Source organism: Streptomyces sp. NPDC027672 (assembly GCF_055566335.1).
Window position 1 is genome coordinate 178994 of the sequence record NZ_JBVHSO010000013.1, and the last position, 18029, is coordinate 197022.

An 18029-nucleotide genomic window follows, 5' to 3' on the forward strand; every position below is an offset into this window, starting at 1 on the left:
CCGTCGCCGCGGTGCCTCCCGTCGCCGCTCAGGGCGGCGGTGTCCGGGCGGCCGTCCGGTCGGCGGCCGTGCCGGTTCCCAGCGGAGGGCCGGGGTGCGCGAGCCGGGTGAGGTCGGACATGAGCGAGTCGAGCCAGGCCACGGTCGCGTAGTAGCGGCGCGGGGCGCCGGGCGGCTCGGCGGTGAAACCGGTCCGGGCCGGGTCGATCAGCGGTACGGCCGCGGGGGTGTCCTCTCCCGGGTCCAGCGCCGCCGAGACCAGCAGCATCCGTCCCGCCACCCGCTCCCCCAGCGTGCCGGCCGACTCGGCGGCGTCCGGTCCCAGCGCGGTGGGCGGCGGTTCGAGCAGCCGGGCCGAGCCCCACAGGGTGTGGTGCCCGGCGATCAGCGTCGCCTGCCAGTCCACCACCGGCGACGCGGCTCCGCGCCGCCGGCCGCCGAGCGGCGGCGGCTCGCTCTGCAACTGCGCGTACGCGGACTCCGCGAGGACGACGGCACGTTGCAGTGACCGGTGCCCGGTCCTCCCCGCCTCGGTGGCCGCCGCGCCGCCCGCCACCGAGGCACTGGTCGCGACCACGATCTCCGCCGCCCGGCGCAGCAGTTCGCCGCCCGCGCGCCGCATCTCGTCATGGGCGCCCCGGGGCCAGGCCAGCACACCGAAGACAGCACCGATCGCGCTGCCGACCAGCACGTCGAGCATCCTGACCTCCGCCAGCCGCCACGTCGGCAGCGCCAGCTGCGCGAAGACCAGCGCCACGAGCACGGTGAACAGTCCCTGCGCCCAGCCCACGCCCCGGACCGGTCCCACGGTGAAGGCGAACAGCATCCACACCGGCAGCAGGACGGCGTAGACGGCGGTGTCGGCGCCCACCAGGATCAGCACTCCGGCGCTGAGGAGCGCCCCGGCCAGCGTGCCCGCGAGCGCCAGGCGGACGGTGCTCCAGGTCTCGCCCAGCGTGGTACGGGTGAGGGTGAGCGTCGCCAGCATGGCCCAGAAGCCGTGCGGCAGGGTGTCCACGCCGGCCACGAACCGGACCGCAGTCAGGGCCAGGGCCATCCGCGTCGCGTTCTGGAAGAACACCGACCGGCGCCCGGCGTGTCCGCGCAGCCGGTGCCACCACAGCGAGGGTGCCGGGCTCGTGGCGTACCAGAAGCGACCCACCGGCGACGACAGCGCGGCCACCTCCGCCGCCGCGTGCCGCCCGCGCACCGCCAGCCCGGCCGCCGCACCCATCGCCAGCGCCGCGTCGGCGATTTCCAGCACGGCGGCGTGACACCGCAGAACGGCAGGCGAGAACCCGGTCACGAAGGCGCCCCCGCCGGACACCGACCCGATCCCATCGGGCACGGACACATGAGCGCCTGACTCGGTCCCATCGGACGCGGGCCCACCGGGCACGGACACATGCGCGCCGGGCGCGGGCCCACCCTTACCGGGAACGGACGCGTTCCCACCGGGCCCGGGCCCGGCCCCACCCCGCGTGGGCCCCGCGCCGTCCGCCCCCCGCGTGTCCCCGCCGGACGCCGACCCGCTGCCGCCAGGCGGCGCCGGGGGGCCGGCGCGGGGTCCTGCGGACAGTGCGGAGAGGTGGGCCCGGGCGGCGGTGAGGGCGTGTTGCTGGGGTGTGGGCGGTGTCCCGGTGCGCAGGCAGGCGGCGGTCGCCCCGGCCAGTTCCGCCACCGCCCGCAGGACCGCGGTCACACCGGGGGCCGGTCCGGCGGACAGCCCGACCAGCCTGCCGAGCAGGGTGCGGATGGCCAGCCCGGTGTGGGCGAGGGCGCGCTCGCGCACACCGGGTCCCGCCGGACGTTCCGCTTCCGGCACGTTGAGCGGGCGCAGCGCCTGGCCCGCCTGCCGGGCCGCCCGCGCCTGCGGTTCCGGCAGGGCGCGCGCGGACGCGGCGAGGAGCGCCGCGCACCGCGCGGCGGCCTCGGCCGCCCGGGCGGACCGCTCCCGGTAGGACAGCGGCCGGGGCTCGCGCAGGAGCAGCGCCTCGGCCACCGCGAACAGCACCGTCCCCAGGGTCGTACCGGTCAGGCGCTCGCCGAGGGAGCCGGGGTCGTACGGCGGGAACGACGGGAGGATGTAGAGGAGTTGGAGGCCCGGTGCCGCTCCCGCCGGCCGCGGGCCGCCCACGGCGGCGAAGGCCAGCGCGAAGCCGACCACCAGCATGCCGACGACCGCGGTCCAGGTCCGCACCGACAGGAAGGTGCCCGCGGCCACCAGTACCCAGCACACCGGCAGCAGCCGTGCCACCACGGCCGCGCGCTGTCTTCCGGTGCCCGGGATCCTGGCGAGCCCGCCCAGCGCGACCACGGCGAACAGGGCGTAGGTCCCGGCCACGGGGCGGCCGAGGCCGTAGCGGAAGGCGTAGAAGCCGGCGGCCGCGACCAGGGTCACCCGCAGCGCGCGGCGGCCCGAGGCGGCGTAGGCCGCCGGCAGCCGAGCATCCGGAACACCCCGCACCCCTTCAGCATCACGCACCCGGGGGCTTCCGGCACCTTCCGGGCGGCATCCGGCGGGCGGGGCGGCGGAGACACCACGGCGGGCGCCAGGCCAGGCTGGCACCGCGCGGTGGAGGAGAAACGACAAAGGCAAGGAGGTCACGCGCTCCTTGCCACTTTCAACTTATAGCGCACCGGGGGGCTTGCGGCAAGGCCCCCGTCGTACCGCAGAATCGTCGGCCTCGGCCAGGAACCGAGGGAAACAGGGGTTGTGCGGAGTGCGTGTGCTGTTGTCTGTGAAGAGGTCGCCCGGAGATGGCGTACCGTCGTCGGGGCTCGTCGCGCGGGCGCGCGGGCGCGCCGCTCGGGTGCGGGCGGGCGCGGCGCCGCACCGCGCGGCCCCGGTCCGCCCCGGGTCCCGCGCACACCGGTGGGGTGCCGGCGCCCGGCGACGGACGTCGTCGGCCGCGTGGCCGCTGTCCGGTACGGCCGCTTGACCAGGGCCGCCCTTCCTTCCGGGCGCCCCGGCCCGGCGTCCACAGCGCACACCGCGCAGCCACCAGCGGTCTCATCACTTCGGAGCGATCACGTGTCATCACCCCTGGCCACCAGCGCCTTCCACCTCCCCGAGCGGCTGGCCGCGAAGGCCGACCCGACGCTGATCGCGGACGACGAGCGGCACTTCGCGGCCATCGCGGAGTGCCTTGAGGAGACGATCGCGGAGTTGTCGGGCCGGCTCGCCGTCGAGCGCAAGGCGCCCGGCGGCACCGGCCGGCAGGCGATGGACCGGGACGCGGAGATCCACCGGCTGACCGCCCGGCTGCGGGCGCTGCGCCGGTTCGGGCTGGACCTGTGCCTCGGCCGCATGGTCGCCGCGGACGGCTCCGGGCCGGTGTACGTCGGCCGGCTCGGCCTCACGGACAGCGCGGGCCGGCGGCTGCTGGTCGACTGGCGCTCCCCCGCGGCCGAGCCCTTCTTCGGAGCGACCCACGCGAACCCGATGGGGCTGGCGAGCCGTCGCAGGTACCGCTGGACGGACGGCCGGATCACCGACTACTGGGACGAGGTGTTCACCCCGGACGGGCTGGTCGGGCACGCCGCGCTGGACGACCAGTCCGCCTTCATCGCCGGCCTCGGCGGCAACCGCTCGGCACGGATGCGGGACGTGCTCGGCACCATCCAGGCCGACCAGGACGCCATCATCCGGGCGGGCTCGCGCGGCGCCCTCGTCGTGGACGGCGGCCCGGGCACCGGGAAGACCGTCGTCGCCCTGCACCGCACCGCCTACCTCCTGCACGCCGATCCCCGGCTCGGCCACCGCCGGGGCCGGGTGCTGTTCGTCGGTCCGCACCGGCCGTACCTGTCCTACGTCGCGGACGTCCTGCCCAGTCTCGGGGAGGAGGGCGTGCAGACCTGCACGCTGCGGGACCTCGTCACGGAGGGGGCCGCGGCGGTGGCCGAGGCCGACCCGGAGGTGGCCCGGCTGAAGTCGTCCGCGCGGATGGTGGAGGCGATCGAGCCGGCCGTCCGGTTCTACGAGGAGCCGCCCACCGAGGGCATGACCATCACCACGCCCTGGTCCGGCGTCCGGCTGAGCGCCGAGGACTGGGCGGTGGCCTTCGAGGCGGCGGAACCCGGCGTTCCGCACAACGAGGCCCGTGACCACGTCCTGGAGGAACTGCTCACCATCCTGGTCGACAAGCACGACGGTGACGCGCCGCCCGAGCTGCTGCGCAGGTGGCTGCGGGGCAACAGGGAGCTGATCGACACCTTCGACCGGGCGTGGCCGCTGCTGGAAGCGGCCGACCTCGTCGGTGACCTGTGGTCGGTGCCCGCCTATCTGCGGATGTGCGCTCCCTGGCTCGGCCGGGACGAGGTCCGGCTGTTGCAGCGCGCGGACGCCCAGGCGTGGACGGTGTCCGATTTGCCGCTCCTGGACGCGGCCCGGCAGCGGCTCGGCGACCCGCGGACGGCGCTGCTGCGGCGCCGGCAGCAGGCCGTCCTCGCCGCGCAGCGTGACCGCATGGCGCGGGTCGTCGACACCCTGGTCGAGGCGGTGGCCGTCTCCGGTGCCGACGGTGACGACGGTGAGGGCCTGGTGGCGATGCTGCGCGGCGAGGACGCCAAGGTGAGCCTGGTGGACGAGGCCGAACTGCCGACCGCGGACCCGGATCTGCTCGCCGGGCCGTTCGCGCACGTCGTCGTGGACGAGGCGCAGGAACTGACGGACGCGGAGTGGCAGATGCTGCTGCTGCGCTGTCCGTCGCGGAGCTTCACCATCGTCGGGGACCGCGCGCAGGCCCGGCACGGGTTCGCGGAGTCGTGGCGGGAACGGCTCGAACGGGTCGGGTTCGACCGGATCGGCATGGCGTCGCTGACCGTCAACTACCGCACCCCGCAGGAGATTATGGCGGAGGCCGAGCCGGTCATCCGGGCCGTGCTCCCGGACGCCAACGTGCCGACCTCCATCCGGCACGGTGACGACCCCGTCCGCCACGGCTCCGTCTCGGAGCTGCGCCCGCTCCTCGACGGCTGGCTCGCCGCGCACGCCGAGGGCATCGCCTGCGTCATCGGCGCTCCCGAGGTCCCGGACACCTCCCGCGTCCGGTCGCTGCCGCCGGAGCTGACGAAGGGACTCGAGTTCGACCTGGTCGTCCTCGTGGACCCGGAGCGGTTCGGTGACGGCGTCCAGGGAGCGGTGGACCGCTATGTCGCGATGACCCGGGCGACCCGGCAGCTCGTCGTGCTCACCAGCTCCTGACGCCGGCCGGACGGACAGCCGGGACATGGGACGATCCGGGGAGGAACGAGGAGGAGCCGATGCGGTTGCGTGATGTCACACCGGACGATGTCGACGCCTACGTCCGGATGCGGTGCGACCCGGACATGATGGCCGGGCTCGGCGGGCCGCTGCCGCCCGAGGGGATGGCGGACAAGGTCGCGCGGGACGCCGAGCAGGCGGCGGCCGGCCTCGCCTGGTACAAGATGATCGTCCCGGACCCGGGCAGCCCCGGGGTGGTGGCGGGCACGGTGGCCCTCTGGTCCCATGACGCCGACGACGGGCCGTTCTCCGAGATCGGGTGGATGGTCCTGCCGGAATTCCAGGGGCGCGGTCTGGGCAAGCGCGCCGTCCGCGCGGTCCTGGAACAGGCCCGGGACGCGGACCGCTGGGGGCTCGTGCACGCCTTTCCGGCGACGGACAACGCGGCGTCGAACGGCATCTGCCGGTCCGTGGGCTTCCGGTTCCGCGAGCGGCTCGACGTAACCTTCGCGGGCCGGACGATCCGGTCCGACCACTGGACCATCGACCCGCGCACGGAGCTGACGGCGGCACCGCGGGACCCGGCGGCGTGACGGCGGCACGGACGGCGCGCACGCCGACGGGCGGCGGCCGGCGACGGTCTCCGCTGTGGACTCCTGTGCCCATGTGACGACGCCCGGCGACGCGCCCTGCGACGCCCCGACACCGGCACCGGCACCGGGTCCGGCGTCGGGTCCGGTCCGGGCCTGGGAGGCGGCAGCCGGGCCGGACTGCCCCGACGACCCGTCCACGACCCCGACCCCTACGGCGGCGGCCACCAGGCCGGCCGCGTAGGGGCGTCGGGTGTGCCCCGGCCTCTAATGAAGGCCGGCACCGGAGCCGGCGGGCGTGAGCGACGGGCCCGGCTTCAGGACAGGCTGATGTCGGTGTGCGCGTGGGCCACCCGCAGCAGCGCGTCCGTGAGCACGCCGGCCTCGTCGTCGGTCAGGTGCCGGGCGAAGTGCTCCCAGATGCCGCGCAGATAGACCGGCGCCGTCTCGCGCAGCGCGGCCAGGCCCTCGTCGGTCAGCACGGCCCAGGTCACCCGCTTGTCCATGGGATCGGGCCGCTTGCTCACCAGGCCCAGCCGCGCCATCTCGTCGACCAGCCGGCTGACCCTGGTGCGACTGAGGACCACCCGCTCGGCGACCTCTTGCATGCGCAGGCCGCGCTCGCCCCCGGCGCGCAGTTCCAGCAGCACGTCGTACCAGGTCAGGGGGATGCGGCCGTCGCGCTGCACGTCGCTTTCGATCGCGCGCACGGCGGCGTTGTGGGCCAGCAGCAGCGCTCGCCACGCCTCGACTCGGTGCTCACCTTCATTCACACCACGAGTGTAACGGGACTTGCGTGCGTGCGCACGCACCGAATAGGATGTGTGCGGACGCACGGATTTGCCGCTTCGAACGGAAGGCACGCACATGGTCCAGGTGATCACGCGCGACGAGCTGAAGAAGAAGATCGACGAGGGCCTGGTGACGGTCGTCGAGGCCCTGCCCCCCGAGTACTACAACGACAAGCACCTGCCGGGTGCGCTCAACCTGCCGCACGACCAGGTGGACCAGCTCGCCCCGAGCCTGCTCCCCGACAAGGAGGCGGAGGTCGTCGTCTACTGCGCCAACGGCCCCTGCGCCAACTCGGGCATCGCGGCCGAGCGGCTGGCCGAGCTGGGCTACGTCAACGTCAGGGAGTACAACGACGGCAAGGACGACTGGGTCGGGGCCGGCCTGCCGACCGAGTCCGGCGCCTGAGCGGAGGACGGACCCCATGACCACTTCCCCGACCCGTACCGTCGACGGCGTGGAGCTGCCCGCCGCCGGCACCTGGAAGATCGACCCCGGCCACGCCGAAGTCGGCTTCGTGGGACGGCACTTCATGCTCACCAAGGTCCGCGGCCGGTTCACCGGCGTGGACGCCACCGTCGTCATCGGCGAGCGGCCCGAGGACAGCAAGGTCAGCGCCGTCATCGACATGGCCAGCGTGGACAGCGGCGACCAGACGCGCGACGACCACCTGCGCTCCGCGGACTTCTTCGACGCGGAGAAGCACCCGAAGGCCACCTTCGTCTCCACCTCGGTGACCTGGGACGGCAAGCGCGGCACGCTCGCCGGCGAGCTGACCATCAAGGACATCACCCGCCCGGTGACCCTGGAGGTGGACTACCTCGGCTACGCGCGCGACCCGTGGGGCAACGACCGTACGGTCTTCTCCGCCCACGGCAAGGTCAACCGCGAGGACTGGGGCCTGACCTGGAACATGGTCCTGGACTCCGGCGGCATCCTCGTGTCCAAGGAGATCGAGCTGTCGCTGGACCTCGAGGCGATCAAGGAGGCCTGACCTCCACGGTGAGGGGGCCCCGGTGCGCCGGCCTGCGCACCGGGGCCCGTCCCTCATGCCGTCACGCGCCCCACAGCGCGCCCGTGCACCACCACGCGCCCTACCACACGTCCACACACCCCACCGCACTTTCACGCCTCCCGCCCGCACACCCGCATGCCCGCCCACCGACGCTTTTGTTCGGCCACGCGCCCACTCGGCCGCCACAGCGGCGCGAGCGGCGCGCCCCGCGCACACCCGCCTCCCAACTCCTCACGTTGGAAGGCGTGTTGTCGTTGTGAACCCGGAGACGCCCGACGCGGATGAGTCCCGCGATCGGGGTCGAATTACAGCCATCCCACGCTGTGCGGCAGGGCCAGTTGGCAGGGGTAGGCGCCGTAGGACACCGGAGCGCCGGTCCGTGCGGCGGCCGGCCGTGCGGGACGCGCTCCGGGAGCCGGCCGGCGCGCGCGCCGGGGCGCCCGGCCCCTGCGGCCGGCCGCGCGCGGCGCCGCCGCTGCCCTGGTGCGTCTCGCCTGGTGGACAGGGGAATGCGACGCTCCGCGCACGGGGACCCGCGCGTGTTTTTCCGCTGGGTTTCGGCGGCCGCGGGCACCCCTGCGGAGGGCCGCGCGAAGCCCGCTCCGCATTGCCAGAACATGGCGTGGTTATGACGGTGAGCCGCTTGTCCCGCCGCCGCAGCGTGTGGCACAGTCTCACCACTCGGACAGAAGTCCGTATACGGGGGTATACATGTCTGGAACTCGTTTCCGAGATCGCGTCGAAGCCGGCGACGGGCATTTCCGCCTCCTTCCGTAGGCACACTTCTCCCACCGTCCTCAAGTGACGGTTTTCCGCGTGCCCCGGGCCGCGGTCCACCGCAAGAAATCCTCTGCACACGAGCCGTGCCGTCCCGCGCACCGTGACGGGCCCGCTCGTGCCCAACTCGTACGTCGTACGGCTGGAGGAGCCATGACCTTGCACGCCGGCACCACTTTGCACACCGCGCACGACAAGCGTCTGCTGGACCTGACCCAGCATGAGATCCAGGCGCTGCGCACCGAGTTCAACCTCGCCGACGCCCACACCCACCAGCGCCAGTCCGCCGCCCAGCACGAGATCGTCGGCCGGCTGCCCCAGTTGTGGTACGAGGCGGAGGAGGGTCTCCAGGCCACCTACGAGGAGCGCTTCGTCGAGGCGTTCTTCCGTCTCCACCGGCAGCCCACCGCCCTGGCCAGGCGCAAGACGCTGCTGTCGTACGCCGCCTCCATATCCACCATGGTCGTGGCGATGTACCTCAAGCAGCAGCGGTCCGCCGTCACCCTGGTCGAGCCGTGCTTCGACAACCTGCACGACGTCCTGTCGAACATGGGCGTGCCGCTGTACCCCGTCGAGGAGTCGGCGCTGCACGACCCCGACCGGATCTACGCCGAACTCAAGCGCCGGGTCCGCACCGACGCGCTCTTCCTGGTCGACCCCAACAACCCCACCGGGTTCACCCTGATGCAGCACGGCCGCAAGGGCCTGGAAGAGGTCGTCCGGTTCTGCAAGGACCACGACAAGCTGCTGATCATCGACTTCTGCTTCGCCTCGTTCACCCTCTACGACCCCGAGCTGGCCCGGTTCGACGTGTACGAGCTGCTGGAGGAGTCCGGGGTGCGCTATCTGGCCATCGAGGACACCGGCAAGACCTGGCCCGTGCAGGACGCCAAGGCCGCCATGCTCACGGCCAGTGACGACATCAAGGAGGACATCTACAACCTCCACACCAGCGTGCTGCTCAACGTCTCGCCGTTCGTCCTGAACATGCTGACCCAGTACGTGGAGAACGCCCGGGCGGACGGCCTGGCCTCGGTCCGCGAGGTGCTGGAGACCAACCGGGCCGCCGTGCGGGAGGCGCTGCGGGGGACGGTCCTGGAGTACCAGGAGCCGGTCGCCAGGACCAGCGTGGCCTGGGCGCGGATCGCCCACCCCGAGCTGACCGCGACCGAACTCCAGCGGGACCTGCGGACGGAGGGCGTGTACGTGCTGCCGGGGCGGTACTTCTACTGGAGCCAGCCCGGCCGCGGCGAGCCGTATGTGCGCCTGGCCCTGGCCCGTGAGCCGGAGATGTTCGCCGGCGCGATGACGCGGCTGCGGAAGGTGCTGGACCGCTATGCCCGCTGACACCTCCCTGACGGGAACCGACGTGCCGGGCCGCCAGGTGTTCATCGACGCGGCGCTGTTCCTCGGCATGCACAGCGCGGACGACGGCCTGCGCGTGGCCTGCAAGGCGTTCTTCGTGGAACGGCTCGCCGGGCGCGTGGTCATGAACCTGGAGCAGGTGGGCCACTGCGACGACGTGATCTGGAGCCACTCGCGGGAACTCCAGGACCTGTACTACCCGTTCATGGACCAGCTCCACACGGTCATGGACATCAGCCGCGTGGCCTATGACGCGGCGGACGTCCGCCTGGCCCTGTCCGGCTCGGCCGTCCCGCGCCGGCTTCCGTTCACCGACCGGCTGCTGCTGGCGATGGTCGTCAACCGCAGGGGGCTGCTGCACACCACCGGCCCCCGGTCGGCGGCCTTCGCGGGTCTTCCCGTGCATGCCGAGACCGCCCGGCCCGCCGGCGTGCCGGAGCCCTCCTTCCCCGAACCGCTGGAGCGGCTGTACCGCGCGTCGCTCGCCCTGCGCCTGCCCGCCGACCGGCTGGGCACACCGGCGGCGGGCCGGGCCGGGCGCGGGGCCGTACCCGAGGGAGTCTGAGATGTTCCAGGGAGTGATCGCGGCCCTGGTGACGCCGCTCTCGGAGACCGACGGGGTCTCCGAGAGCGGGGTCGCCCGGCTGCTGGACACCGTCCGCCCCCATGTCGACGCCCTGCTGCCCAACCTCAGCACCGGCGAGGGGCGCCGGCTCAGCGACCGGCAGTGGGAGGACATGCTCACGGCCACCGTCAAGCACGCCGGCGGTCTGCCCGTCCTCGCCGGCGTCCTGCGGCCCACCACCGGCCGGGTCCTGGAGCGGGCCCGGGTCGCGGCGGACCTCGGCGCCCAGGCGCTGGTCGCCACCACGCCGTACGGCACGGGGGTCACCCAGGACGAGATCCTCCGGCACTTCACCGAGCTGAGCGAGCGCGGCGGCCTGCCGGTGGTCGTCTACCACGGCACCGAAGTCGCCGGGAACGCGGCCGAGTTCGACACGCTGCTGCGGATCTGCGAGCTGCCCTCGGTGGTGGCCGTCAAGGACTCCTCGGGCAGCGCGGCCTTCACCCGACGGCTGGTCGGGGCCCGGCCCGGGGCCCGTGTCCTGGCCGGGCTCGAACACCTGTTGCTGGAGTCCGGGCCCGTCGACGGGTACGTGGTGGCGCTCGCCAACACCGAACCGGAGCTCTGCGCCGACCTGTTCGCCGGACGGCTCGAGGATCCGGCCGCCCGCCTCGCCGAAGCCTGCGCCCGTTACGGCCTGGCGGAGGACGACTGGTACCGCCGGCTCAAGACCGCGCTGTACCACCGCGGCGTGCTGGAGACGGACAAGGCCGTGCGGATGGCGGAGGTGGAGGGGTGAACACCACGGCGCACAGCGCACCGGCAACCTCCGCGGCCGCGCCGGGTTCCGGTGCCGGGTCGGTCCACCGCGAACTGTTCCGGCTCAACCGGGCGCGGCTGGACTCCCGGCTGCTGGCCCGGGTCGAGGAGATCGAACGCGACTGGATCGTCCCGCTCGTCGAGTCCCTGGACTCCGACGGCGTCCCGGTGACCGGCCGGGCCGACTGGCAGCGTCTGCTGGCCGGGCTGCTGGCCGAGGAGCGCGCGGGCAACCCGGCCGGCGCGTACCTGGCCGAGCGGGCGAGTCGGGAGGAATTCACGCTGGTCGTCCGGGAGTTCGCGCTCGACGGGCTGACCGAGGCGCAGAACTTCTTCCCCGCCGTGCCCCGGCTGCCGATCAGGGCGCAGATGGCCGTGATGCGGGTGCTCATCGACGAGTTCGGCTGCGGCAACCTCCAGCAGGCGCACTCCCAGCTCTACCGGCTGCTCCTCGCCGAACTCGGACTCCCGCAGGAGCCCGAGGACTTCGTGGACACCACCGGGGACGAGACGTTCCAGTTCCTCAACGTCTTCTACTGGCTCACCCAGCGCGCCGGGCACGTCGAGTACTTCCTCGGCGCGCTGGCCTATCTGGAGGCCTCCATACCGGACGCCTTCACCTACCAGGCGCGGGCCTGTGAGCGGCTCGGCATCCGGCACGGCCGCTACTACACCGAGCACCTGCACATCGACACCTTCCACATGCAGGAGATGCAGGTGGCCATCAAGGAGTACGAGGCGGCGTGCGGCCTCGATCCGGCCCGGTTGTGGACCGGTGCCCGGCTGCTGTCGCGGCTGATCGGCGGCGCCTTCGACGCGGCCGTGGCCCGCGCGCGGGAGTCGGCCGGCGGGGTGGCGGCATGACGGGCGGCGCCGGGGAGCCGTCGCTGACGGAGCTGCCCGGCGACCGGCTGCGGGTCCGTGTGGCCGGCCGGGAGTTCGTGACCGACGCCGCCTGTCCGCACCGCAAGGGCAGGCTGGTGCACGGCTATGTCAACGCCCGTACGCTGCGCATCAGTTGCCCGCTGCACCACAGCGCCTTCGACCTGGCCACCGGCTGCCCGGCCGGCGGCCCCGCCGGGGACCCGCTGACCGTGCACCGGGCCGGTGTCTGGCCCGGCTACTACCGCACCGAGCAGGTGTGGCTGCCCGCGTCGGAGCAACTGCTCGACTGGGGCGAGGAGTTCCACGAGCTGATGCTCGGCGACGAGCTGCGCATGACGGCTTACCAGGCCGCCGTCGCCGAGGCGGTGCGGCCCGGGGACACCGTCCTCGACCTGGGCACCGGCACCGGCATCCTGGCCCGCTGGGCGCTGGAGGCCGGGGCGGCCCGGGTGTACGGCATCGACCTCAACGAACGGGTGCTGGCCATCGCCGCGGAACGGCTGGCCGGGGCCGGGTTCGCCGACCGCTTCGTCCCGCTCGCGGGTCTCTCCTTCGACGTGGAGCTGCCCGAGCGGGTCGACGTCGTCGTCTCCGAGATCATCGGCAACCTCGCCGACAACGAGAACCTGTCCGTGATCCTCGACGACGCCCGGGACCGCTTCCTGCGCCCCGGCGGCGCCATGCTGCCCCGCCTGGTGGACAGCTTCCTGGTGCCGGTGGCCGCCGAGGACGCGCACGCGCAGCTCACCGGCTCGGCGCCCGAGGACGCGGGCGGTCCGCGGCGGTTCGCCGCCCTGCTGGCCGCCCGCGGCGCCCGGGACGCGTTCTCGCTGTACTACGACGTGATCCTGCCGGTCTCCGGTCACCTGGCCGCACCGGGCCTGGTGCGGCGCTACGAACCGGGCACCGCGCCGGCCGGACCGGGCCGCACCCCGGACTCGTACGACGTGCCGCTGGTGTTCACCGTGCAGCGGGACGGCGTGTTCACCGGGTTCAAGGGCTACTTCACCGCCCTGCTGTCCGAGACGGTGGCGCTCGACATCTCCGGTGACGATATCGGGGGGCGCACCACGTCCGACAGTTGGAAGCACTGCTACCTGCCCGTCGAACGGCCGGTGCGGGTGCGGCGCGGCGACCGGATCGCGATGACCTTCAGCCGGCGCGGCGGCCGGGCCGGCAGCCCCTTCGGCCAGACCTACGCCTGGGAGGGGCGGGTCCTCTCCGGTGCGCGGGTGCTGGACCGGTTCGCCCACAGCACCGGTCCCGCCACCGGCCCGGCCGTATAACCACATCACACGGGGGAGTCCACAGCGAACATGAGCAGCACAGTGTCACCGGCCGAGCGGCACGGCGACGGGCGTCCCGTGCGGACGTACGACGTCGTCGCGCTCCATGTGCCCATCGCGTACAACGAGTTCGGCGACCACGACCGCAAGGGCGCGCTGTACACGCTCGCCTCCGACGCCCCGGAGCTGCGGGAGCTGGCGGCGTCCTGGCCGCAGCCGTTCCCCAGCTACCTGGACCAGCCGGAGCTGGTGCCCGGCCCGCACCCGCTCGCCCGCCCGCTGGTCCTGCGGGTGCGGCGCGGCGAGCGGCTGCGGGTCCGGCTGGCCAACGAGCTGCCGCGCCCCGCCGGCATCACCCTCCAGGGCGTGCGGTACGACGTGCGCGCCATGGACGGTCTCGCCGCCGGCGCCAACCCGGACAGCAGCGTGCCGCCGGGCGGCACCCGCGTCTACGAGTGGGTCTGCGAGCACGAGGGGGTGTTCCACTTCGGGGATCTGTCGGACGCCCGGGGCGAGGGCACGCAGAGCCACGGCATGGTCGGCGCGGTGGTGGTCGAGCCGCCGGGGGCGACCTGGACCGACCCGGAAACCGGAGCGCCGCTGGCCGGCGGGCTGTACGCGGACGTCCATCTGCCCGACCGCAGCTTCCGCGAGTTCGTGGTCTTCATGATGGAGTACCCGAGCAACGACAACCCGGCGGTGCCGCCGCCGATGCCGGGCCACGGCCACGGCGGGGGCGGCGGGGACCACGGCGGACACGGCGTGGCCGGCGCGCTCCACCGGACCCCGGCCGCCGGCTCCCCCGCCCCGGGTCCGGACGGCTGGGACACGGTGGACGACCTCACCCCGGTCAACAACGCGATGCTGCCGGTCAACCACCGTATCGAGCCCATGGAATGGCGGATGTACCGCTACCAGCAGCTCCTCGCGGAGGGCCGGATCGACCCGGTGCGCGACGCGGTCATCGGCGAGGAGGTGCACCACAGCTCCTGGCTGTTCGGCGACCCCGCCACCCCGGTCCTGCGCGGCTACTCCGGTGACCCCACCGTCATCCGGCTGGTCCACGGCGGCATGCGGGACACCCATGTCTTCCACACGCACCTGCACCAGTGGCGGCTGCGGCCGGAGGACGAGAACGCGCCGGTCGTCGACTCCGTCAGCATCGGCCCGCAGGAGGCCATGACCCTGGAGCTGATCGGCGGCCTGGGCTCCCGGCAGGGCGCGGTCGGCGACTCGATCTGGCACTGCCACATGTACGTCCACTTCCACATGGGCATGTGGGGGCTGTTCCGGATCTTCGACACCCTCCAGGACGGCACCGGCAGCTATCCCGACGGGCGGACCGTCCAGCCCCTCGTCCCGCTGCCGCACCGCCCGGCCCCGCCGGCGCCGACGCCCGAGCGGCCCGGTTTCCCCGGCTTCCTCGCCCAGTCGGCCACCTTTCCGCAGAAGAACCCGCGGCCGCCGCGGACCCCGCTGCAGCCGCCCGGCATGGGCCGCGAGCCCACCGCGCTGGAGGCCGCCGCGTTCGTGGCCGACCCGCAGCCCGGCGAGGCCTTCACCAGGATCGGCCCGCCGGACGCCCCGGTCCGCCGCTACCACCTGGTGGTCACCAACGGCACCCTGTACTACCACGGCGACCCCACCGACGAGCACGCCACGACCTGGCACGACCACAACGCCCACTTCTACGTCCTGGCCGAGGAGATCGACGAGGCCGGCGGTCTGGAGGAGTTCAAGCGGCAGCTCGCCCAGGGCGAACGGACCCTGGAGCCGCTGGTCATCCGCGCCCACAAGGGCGAGGTGCTGGAACTCACCCTGACCAACTGCCTGCCGGCCGGCCCGCAGACGGAGTCGGCGTTCGACCCGATGCTGCCGTTCCAGCCGGAGTGCGGACTCCACACCCACCTGGTCAAGTACGACCCGCTGATCTCCGACGGCTCCGCCGTGGGCTGGAACTACCTGTCCGCCACCACCACCGCCGACCAGGGTCCCGAGGCCCACGGCCAGTACGGCTCCTGGACCTACCGCTGGTACGTGGACGAGGAGTTCGGCACCGTCCTCTTCCACGACCACCTGCTCGCCAACTACCGCCAGCGGCACGGCCTGTTCGGTGCCCTCATGGCCGAACCGGAAGGTGCCGTCTGGGTCTCGCCGCACGACCACGGCACGGAGCTGCGGCGCGGCTCCCAGGCCGTGATCAGGAAGGCCGACGGCACGGCACACCGCGAATCGGTCCTGGTGATCGGTGACTTCGTGCCGCTGGTCAGGCACGGCCACGGCGACCACGGCGGCCCGGTCAACCCGCCGCCGGTCGCCGGCGCCCCGGACGACCAGGGTGCGATGGGCGTGAACTACCGCAGCGAGCCGCTGTCCGAGCGCGGCGGGGACCCGGCCCACTGGTTCTCCAGCGCCGTCCACGGCGACCCCGGCACCCCGTTGCTGCGCGGCTACCCCGGCGAGGACGTGCGCCTGCACGTCGTACAGGGCTCCCAGGACCTCCAGCACAGCTTCACCGTCTCCGGCGCCCGCTGGCGCCAGTGGCCGGGCCGCGCCGACACCGCCTGGCGCAACCAGCAGACGCTGGGCATCTCGAACGTCGCCGAGCTGGCCCTCGCCCCGACCCTGGGCGCCGGCGACCACCTGTGGTCCTTCAGCGCGGGCAACGACCTGTGGCTGGGCTGCTGGGGCCTGCTGCGCCTGCACGACCGCCCGCAGCACGACCTGCCGCCGCTGCCCGGCCGGACCCCGGGTGTCCCCCGGCCGCCCGCCCGCCACCAGGTGCGCCGGTACACCGTGCGCGCCCGGGCCGAGGTCATCGCGTACAGCCCGCTGCGCGTCGACCCGTACGGTCTCGTCTTCACCGCCGAGGGGGACGGCGGCCCGCAGGAAGGGCCGCTGGTGCTGCGCTGCCGGGCCGGCGAGTGGGTGGAGGTCACCCTGATCAACGAGCTGGACGGACCGCCGCCGGCCAGCCCGCTGGACCCGCTTCTGATGGGCGAGGCGGACGCCGGGGCCCGGACCGTCTCCGGCCGGGTCTCGCTGCACCCCACGCTGCTCGACTTCGACGTCCGCACCGACGACGGCGCCCACGTGGGCCGCAACCCGGACTCCACGGTCAAGCCCGGGGCCTCCCGGACGTACCGCTGGTACGCCGCCGAGCCCGGCGTGGTGCTGCTGCGCTCCCACGCGGACGCCGTCTCGCACCCGCGGCGCGGTCTGGCCGGGGTCCTGGTGGTGGAGGAGGCCGACGCCACGCCGTACGACCCGGACACCGGACGCGAGCGGTGGACCGGCGAGCGGGCCGTGGTCCGCCGTCCGGACGCCGAACCGGTACGGGAACTGGTCCTGCTGTCCCAGGACGGCCTGCGGCTCTACCACGACGGCGACCTCACCCAGCCGGTCACCGACCTGTTCTCGGACAGCCCCGACGACGCCGGCCAGAAAGCGTACAACTACCGCACCGCGGCCCTGCATCCGCTGGACCCGGTCCTCTCCGACCCCGCGCCGCCGACCCCGCTGCTCGTCTGCCGGCCCGGCGACCAGGTGGCCGTCCATCTGGCCGTCGCCTCGCACCGGATGCGCAACCAGTGCTTCACCGTGCACGGACAGGTGTGGGACGCCTCCGAGACCGGTCTCGGCTGGTATGTGTCCACCATCGGCGCGCTGGGCTCCGGCAGTACCCGGACGGTGCGTTTCCGCGCCCAGCATCCTGGAGATCACGTGTACCGCACCGGCAATCTCCACTGGGGCCTCAGCGAGGGTTGGTGGGGGCTGATCCGCATCGAGGAGACACCATGACCCACACGACCACCGGCACGGTCCGCAGCACCGATCCCCGGCTGCCCGCCGCGCCCGACACCATCGCCGTCTACACCGACCTGAACTGCTCCTTCGCCCACGTCGCCGTGCACCGGCTGCACGAGACCCGGCGGCGCCTGGGCCTGGACGGGCGCATCTGGTTCGACCTGCGGGCCTTCCCGCTGGAGCTGTTCAACCGGGAGGTCAACGCACGCCCTGGGGTGGACTCGGAGATCTCCGTCCTCGGCGCGCTGGAGCCCGAGGCCGGCTGGCGGCTGTGGCAGGGCCCGGACTGGACCTACCCGGTGACCACGCTGCCCGCGCTGGAGGCGGTGCACGCGGCCAAGTCCCAGGGCCTGGCCGCCAGCGAGCGGCTCGACCGGGCCCTGCGCCGCGCCTTCTGGGCCGAGAGCCGGTGCATCTCCCAGCGCCATGTCATCCTCGACGTCGCCGAGGAGACCGGGGTGGTGGACGTGGCGGCGCTGGCCGAGGCCCTCGACAGCGGCACTGCCCGCCCCGCGATCATGGCCCAGTACGAGTCGGCCCGCGACGGCCGGGTCAACTGCAGTCCGCACCTGTTCCTGTACGACGGCACGGACAGCGCCAACCCGGGCATCAAGGCCCGCTGGGTGAACGGCGGTTTCGGCGTCGGCTACCCGGTGATCGACGAGGACCGCCCGGAGGTCTACGAGCAGCTCCTCAGGCGGGCGGCGGCATTGCTGTAGCGCCTGGGCGCCGCGGACGTCGCCGGCCGCCGGGAGGGCGGTCGGCGGCGGGAGGCGGTCGGCGGCGTGAGGTGACCGGGGCTCGGACCGCGCAGGCCGGTATACCGTTCGGCCAGGCGGGGCGGCGGTGAAGCGGGCGGCGGTGCGGTGACCCGGTCCGGCGCCCGCGAAAAGGACCGGAGCCGGCGCGCAGAGCCCGGCGTGAT

Annotated in this window: 13 protein-coding genes; 11 read left to right on the top strand and 2 right to left on the bottom strand. The window is 73.6% G+C overall.

What is annotated here, in order from left to right; genetic code table 11:
• Window positions 1–28 precede the first annotated feature (28 nt).
• On the bottom strand, window positions 29–2467 hold the full coding sequence (locus ACZ4SV_RS28545; protein ID WP_468007561.1) for an FUSC family protein: 2439 nt from the start codon (window positions 2465–2467) through the stop codon (window positions 29–31).
• A 567-nt stretch (window positions 2468–3034) separates the two neighbouring features.
• Between ACZ4SV_RS28545 and helR the strand changes: the two genes are divergently transcribed.
• Window positions 3035–5206: an RNA polymerase recycling motor ATPase HelR gene (gene helR / locus ACZ4SV_RS28550; protein WP_468007563.1), complete on the top strand. Its 2172-nt coding sequence runs from the start codon at window positions 3035–3037 to the stop codon at window positions 5204–5206.
• A 59-nt stretch (window positions 5207–5265) separates the two neighbouring features.
• Window positions 5266–5799: a GNAT family N-acetyltransferase gene (locus ACZ4SV_RS28555; protein ID WP_468007565.1), complete on the top strand. Its 534-nt coding sequence runs from the start codon at window positions 5266–5268 to the stop codon at window positions 5797–5799.
• Between the two features lie 314 nt (window positions 5800–6113).
• On the opposite strand, the gene ACZ4SV_RS28560 is transcribed toward ACZ4SV_RS28555, so the two are convergent.
• The gene (locus ACZ4SV_RS28560) at window positions 6114–6569 is read right to left on the bottom strand and encodes a MarR family winged helix-turn-helix transcriptional regulator (protein WP_365880303.1); all 456 of its coding nucleotides are present in this window, start codon (window positions 6567–6569) and stop codon (window positions 6114–6116) included.
• A 94-nt stretch (window positions 6570–6663) separates the two neighbouring features.
• Here ACZ4SV_RS28560 and ACZ4SV_RS28565 point away from each other — a divergent pair, with 94 nt between their 5' ends.
• The 9 genes from ACZ4SV_RS28565 (at window position 6664) to ACZ4SV_RS28605 (ending at window position 17823) form a co-directional block, all read left to right on the top strand.
• Window positions 6664–6993 carry a rhodanese-like domain-containing protein gene (locus ACZ4SV_RS28565; protein ID WP_365880301.1) on the top strand — a complete coding sequence of 110 codons (330 nt, stop codon included), beginning with the start codon at window positions 6664–6666 and terminating at the stop codon, window positions 6991–6993.
• Between the two features lie 16 nt (window positions 6994–7009).
• Window positions 7010–7579, top strand: coding sequence for a YceI family protein (locus ACZ4SV_RS28570; RefSeq protein ID WP_365880299.1), 570 nt, complete (start codon window positions 7010–7012; stop codon window positions 7577–7579).
• 951 nt (window positions 7580–8530) lie between these two features.
• Window positions 8531–9724, top strand: a complete 1194-nt coding sequence (locus ACZ4SV_RS28575) for an aminotransferase class I/II-fold pyridoxal phosphate-dependent enzyme (protein ID WP_468007568.1) — start codon at window positions 8531–8533, stop codon at window positions 9722–9724.
• Window positions 9714–10307 carry a DUF6190 family protein gene (locus tag ACZ4SV_RS28580; RefSeq protein WP_468007570.1) on the top strand — a complete coding sequence of 198 codons (594 nt, stop codon included), beginning with the start codon at window positions 9714–9716 and terminating at the stop codon, window positions 10305–10307. Before ACZ4SV_RS28575 ends, ACZ4SV_RS28580 begins: the two co-directional genes overlap by 11 nt.
• Before the next feature lies 1 nt (window position 10308).
• Window positions 10309–11106, top strand: a complete 798-nt coding sequence (locus tag ACZ4SV_RS28585; RefSeq protein WP_468007572.1) for a dihydrodipicolinate synthase family protein — start codon at window positions 10309–10311, stop codon at window positions 11104–11106.
• Window positions 11103–11990 (top strand): iron-containing redox enzyme family protein, encoded by an 888-nt coding sequence (locus tag ACZ4SV_RS28590; RefSeq protein ID WP_468007574.1) that lies wholly within the window; start codon window positions 11103–11105, stop codon window positions 11988–11990. Before ACZ4SV_RS28585 ends, ACZ4SV_RS28590 begins: the two co-directional genes overlap by 4 nt.
• Window positions 11987–13297 carry a methyltransferase domain-containing protein gene (locus tag ACZ4SV_RS28595; protein WP_468007576.1) on the top strand — a complete coding sequence of 437 codons (1311 nt, stop codon included), beginning with the start codon at window positions 11987–11989 and terminating at the stop codon, window positions 13295–13297. The genes ACZ4SV_RS28590 and ACZ4SV_RS28595 overlap by 4 nt, the downstream gene beginning before the upstream one ends.
• Window positions 13298–13327: 30 nt before the next feature.
• Window positions 13328–17098 carry a multicopper oxidase domain-containing protein gene (locus tag ACZ4SV_RS28600; protein WP_468007578.1) on the top strand — a complete coding sequence of 1257 codons (3771 nt, stop codon included), beginning with the start codon at window positions 13328–13330 and terminating at the stop codon, window positions 17096–17098.
• Complete coding sequence (locus ACZ4SV_RS28605; RefSeq protein WP_468007580.1) at window positions 17095–17823, top strand: DsbA family oxidoreductase; 729 nt, start codon at window positions 17095–17097, stop codon at window positions 17821–17823. The genes ACZ4SV_RS28600 and ACZ4SV_RS28605 overlap by 4 nt, the downstream gene beginning before the upstream one ends.
• The last annotated feature ends 206 nt before the right edge of the window (window positions 17824–18029 follow it).

Excerpts from the sequence above, each read along its gene's own strand:
- ACZ4SV_RS28555 (WP_468007565.1), top strand. The coding sequence starts at position 5,266 with ATGCGGTTGCGTGATGTCACACCGGACGATGTCGACGCCTACGTCCGG.
- ACZ4SV_RS28565 (WP_365880301.1), top strand. The coding sequence starts at position 6,664 with ATGGTCCAGGTGATCACGCGCGACGAGCTGAAGAAGAAGATCGACGAG.
- ACZ4SV_RS28570 (WP_365880299.1), top strand. The coding sequence starts at position 7,010 with ATGACCACTTCCCCGACCCGTACCGTCGACGGCGTGGAGCTGCCCGCC.
- ACZ4SV_RS28575 (WP_468007568.1), top strand. The coding sequence starts at position 8,531 with ATGACCTTGCACGCCGGCACCACTTTGCACACCGCGCACGACAAGCGT.
- ACZ4SV_RS28580 (WP_468007570.1), top strand. The coding sequence starts at position 9,714 with ATGCCCGCTGACACCTCCCTGACGGGAACCGACGTGCCGGGCCGCCAG.
- ACZ4SV_RS28585 (WP_468007572.1), top strand. The coding sequence starts at position 10,309 with ATGTTCCAGGGAGTGATCGCGGCCCTGGTGACGCCGCTCTCGGAGACC.
- ACZ4SV_RS28595 (WP_468007576.1), top strand. The coding sequence starts at position 11,987 with ATGACGGGCGGCGCCGGGGAGCCGTCGCTGACGGAGCTGCCCGGCGAC.
- ACZ4SV_RS28600 (WP_468007578.1), top strand. The coding sequence starts at position 13,328 with ATGAGCAGCACAGTGTCACCGGCCGAGCGGCACGGCGACGGGCGTCCC.
- ACZ4SV_RS28605 (WP_468007580.1), top strand. The coding sequence starts at position 17,095 with ATGACCCACACGACCACCGGCACGGTCCGCAGCACCGATCCCCGGCTG.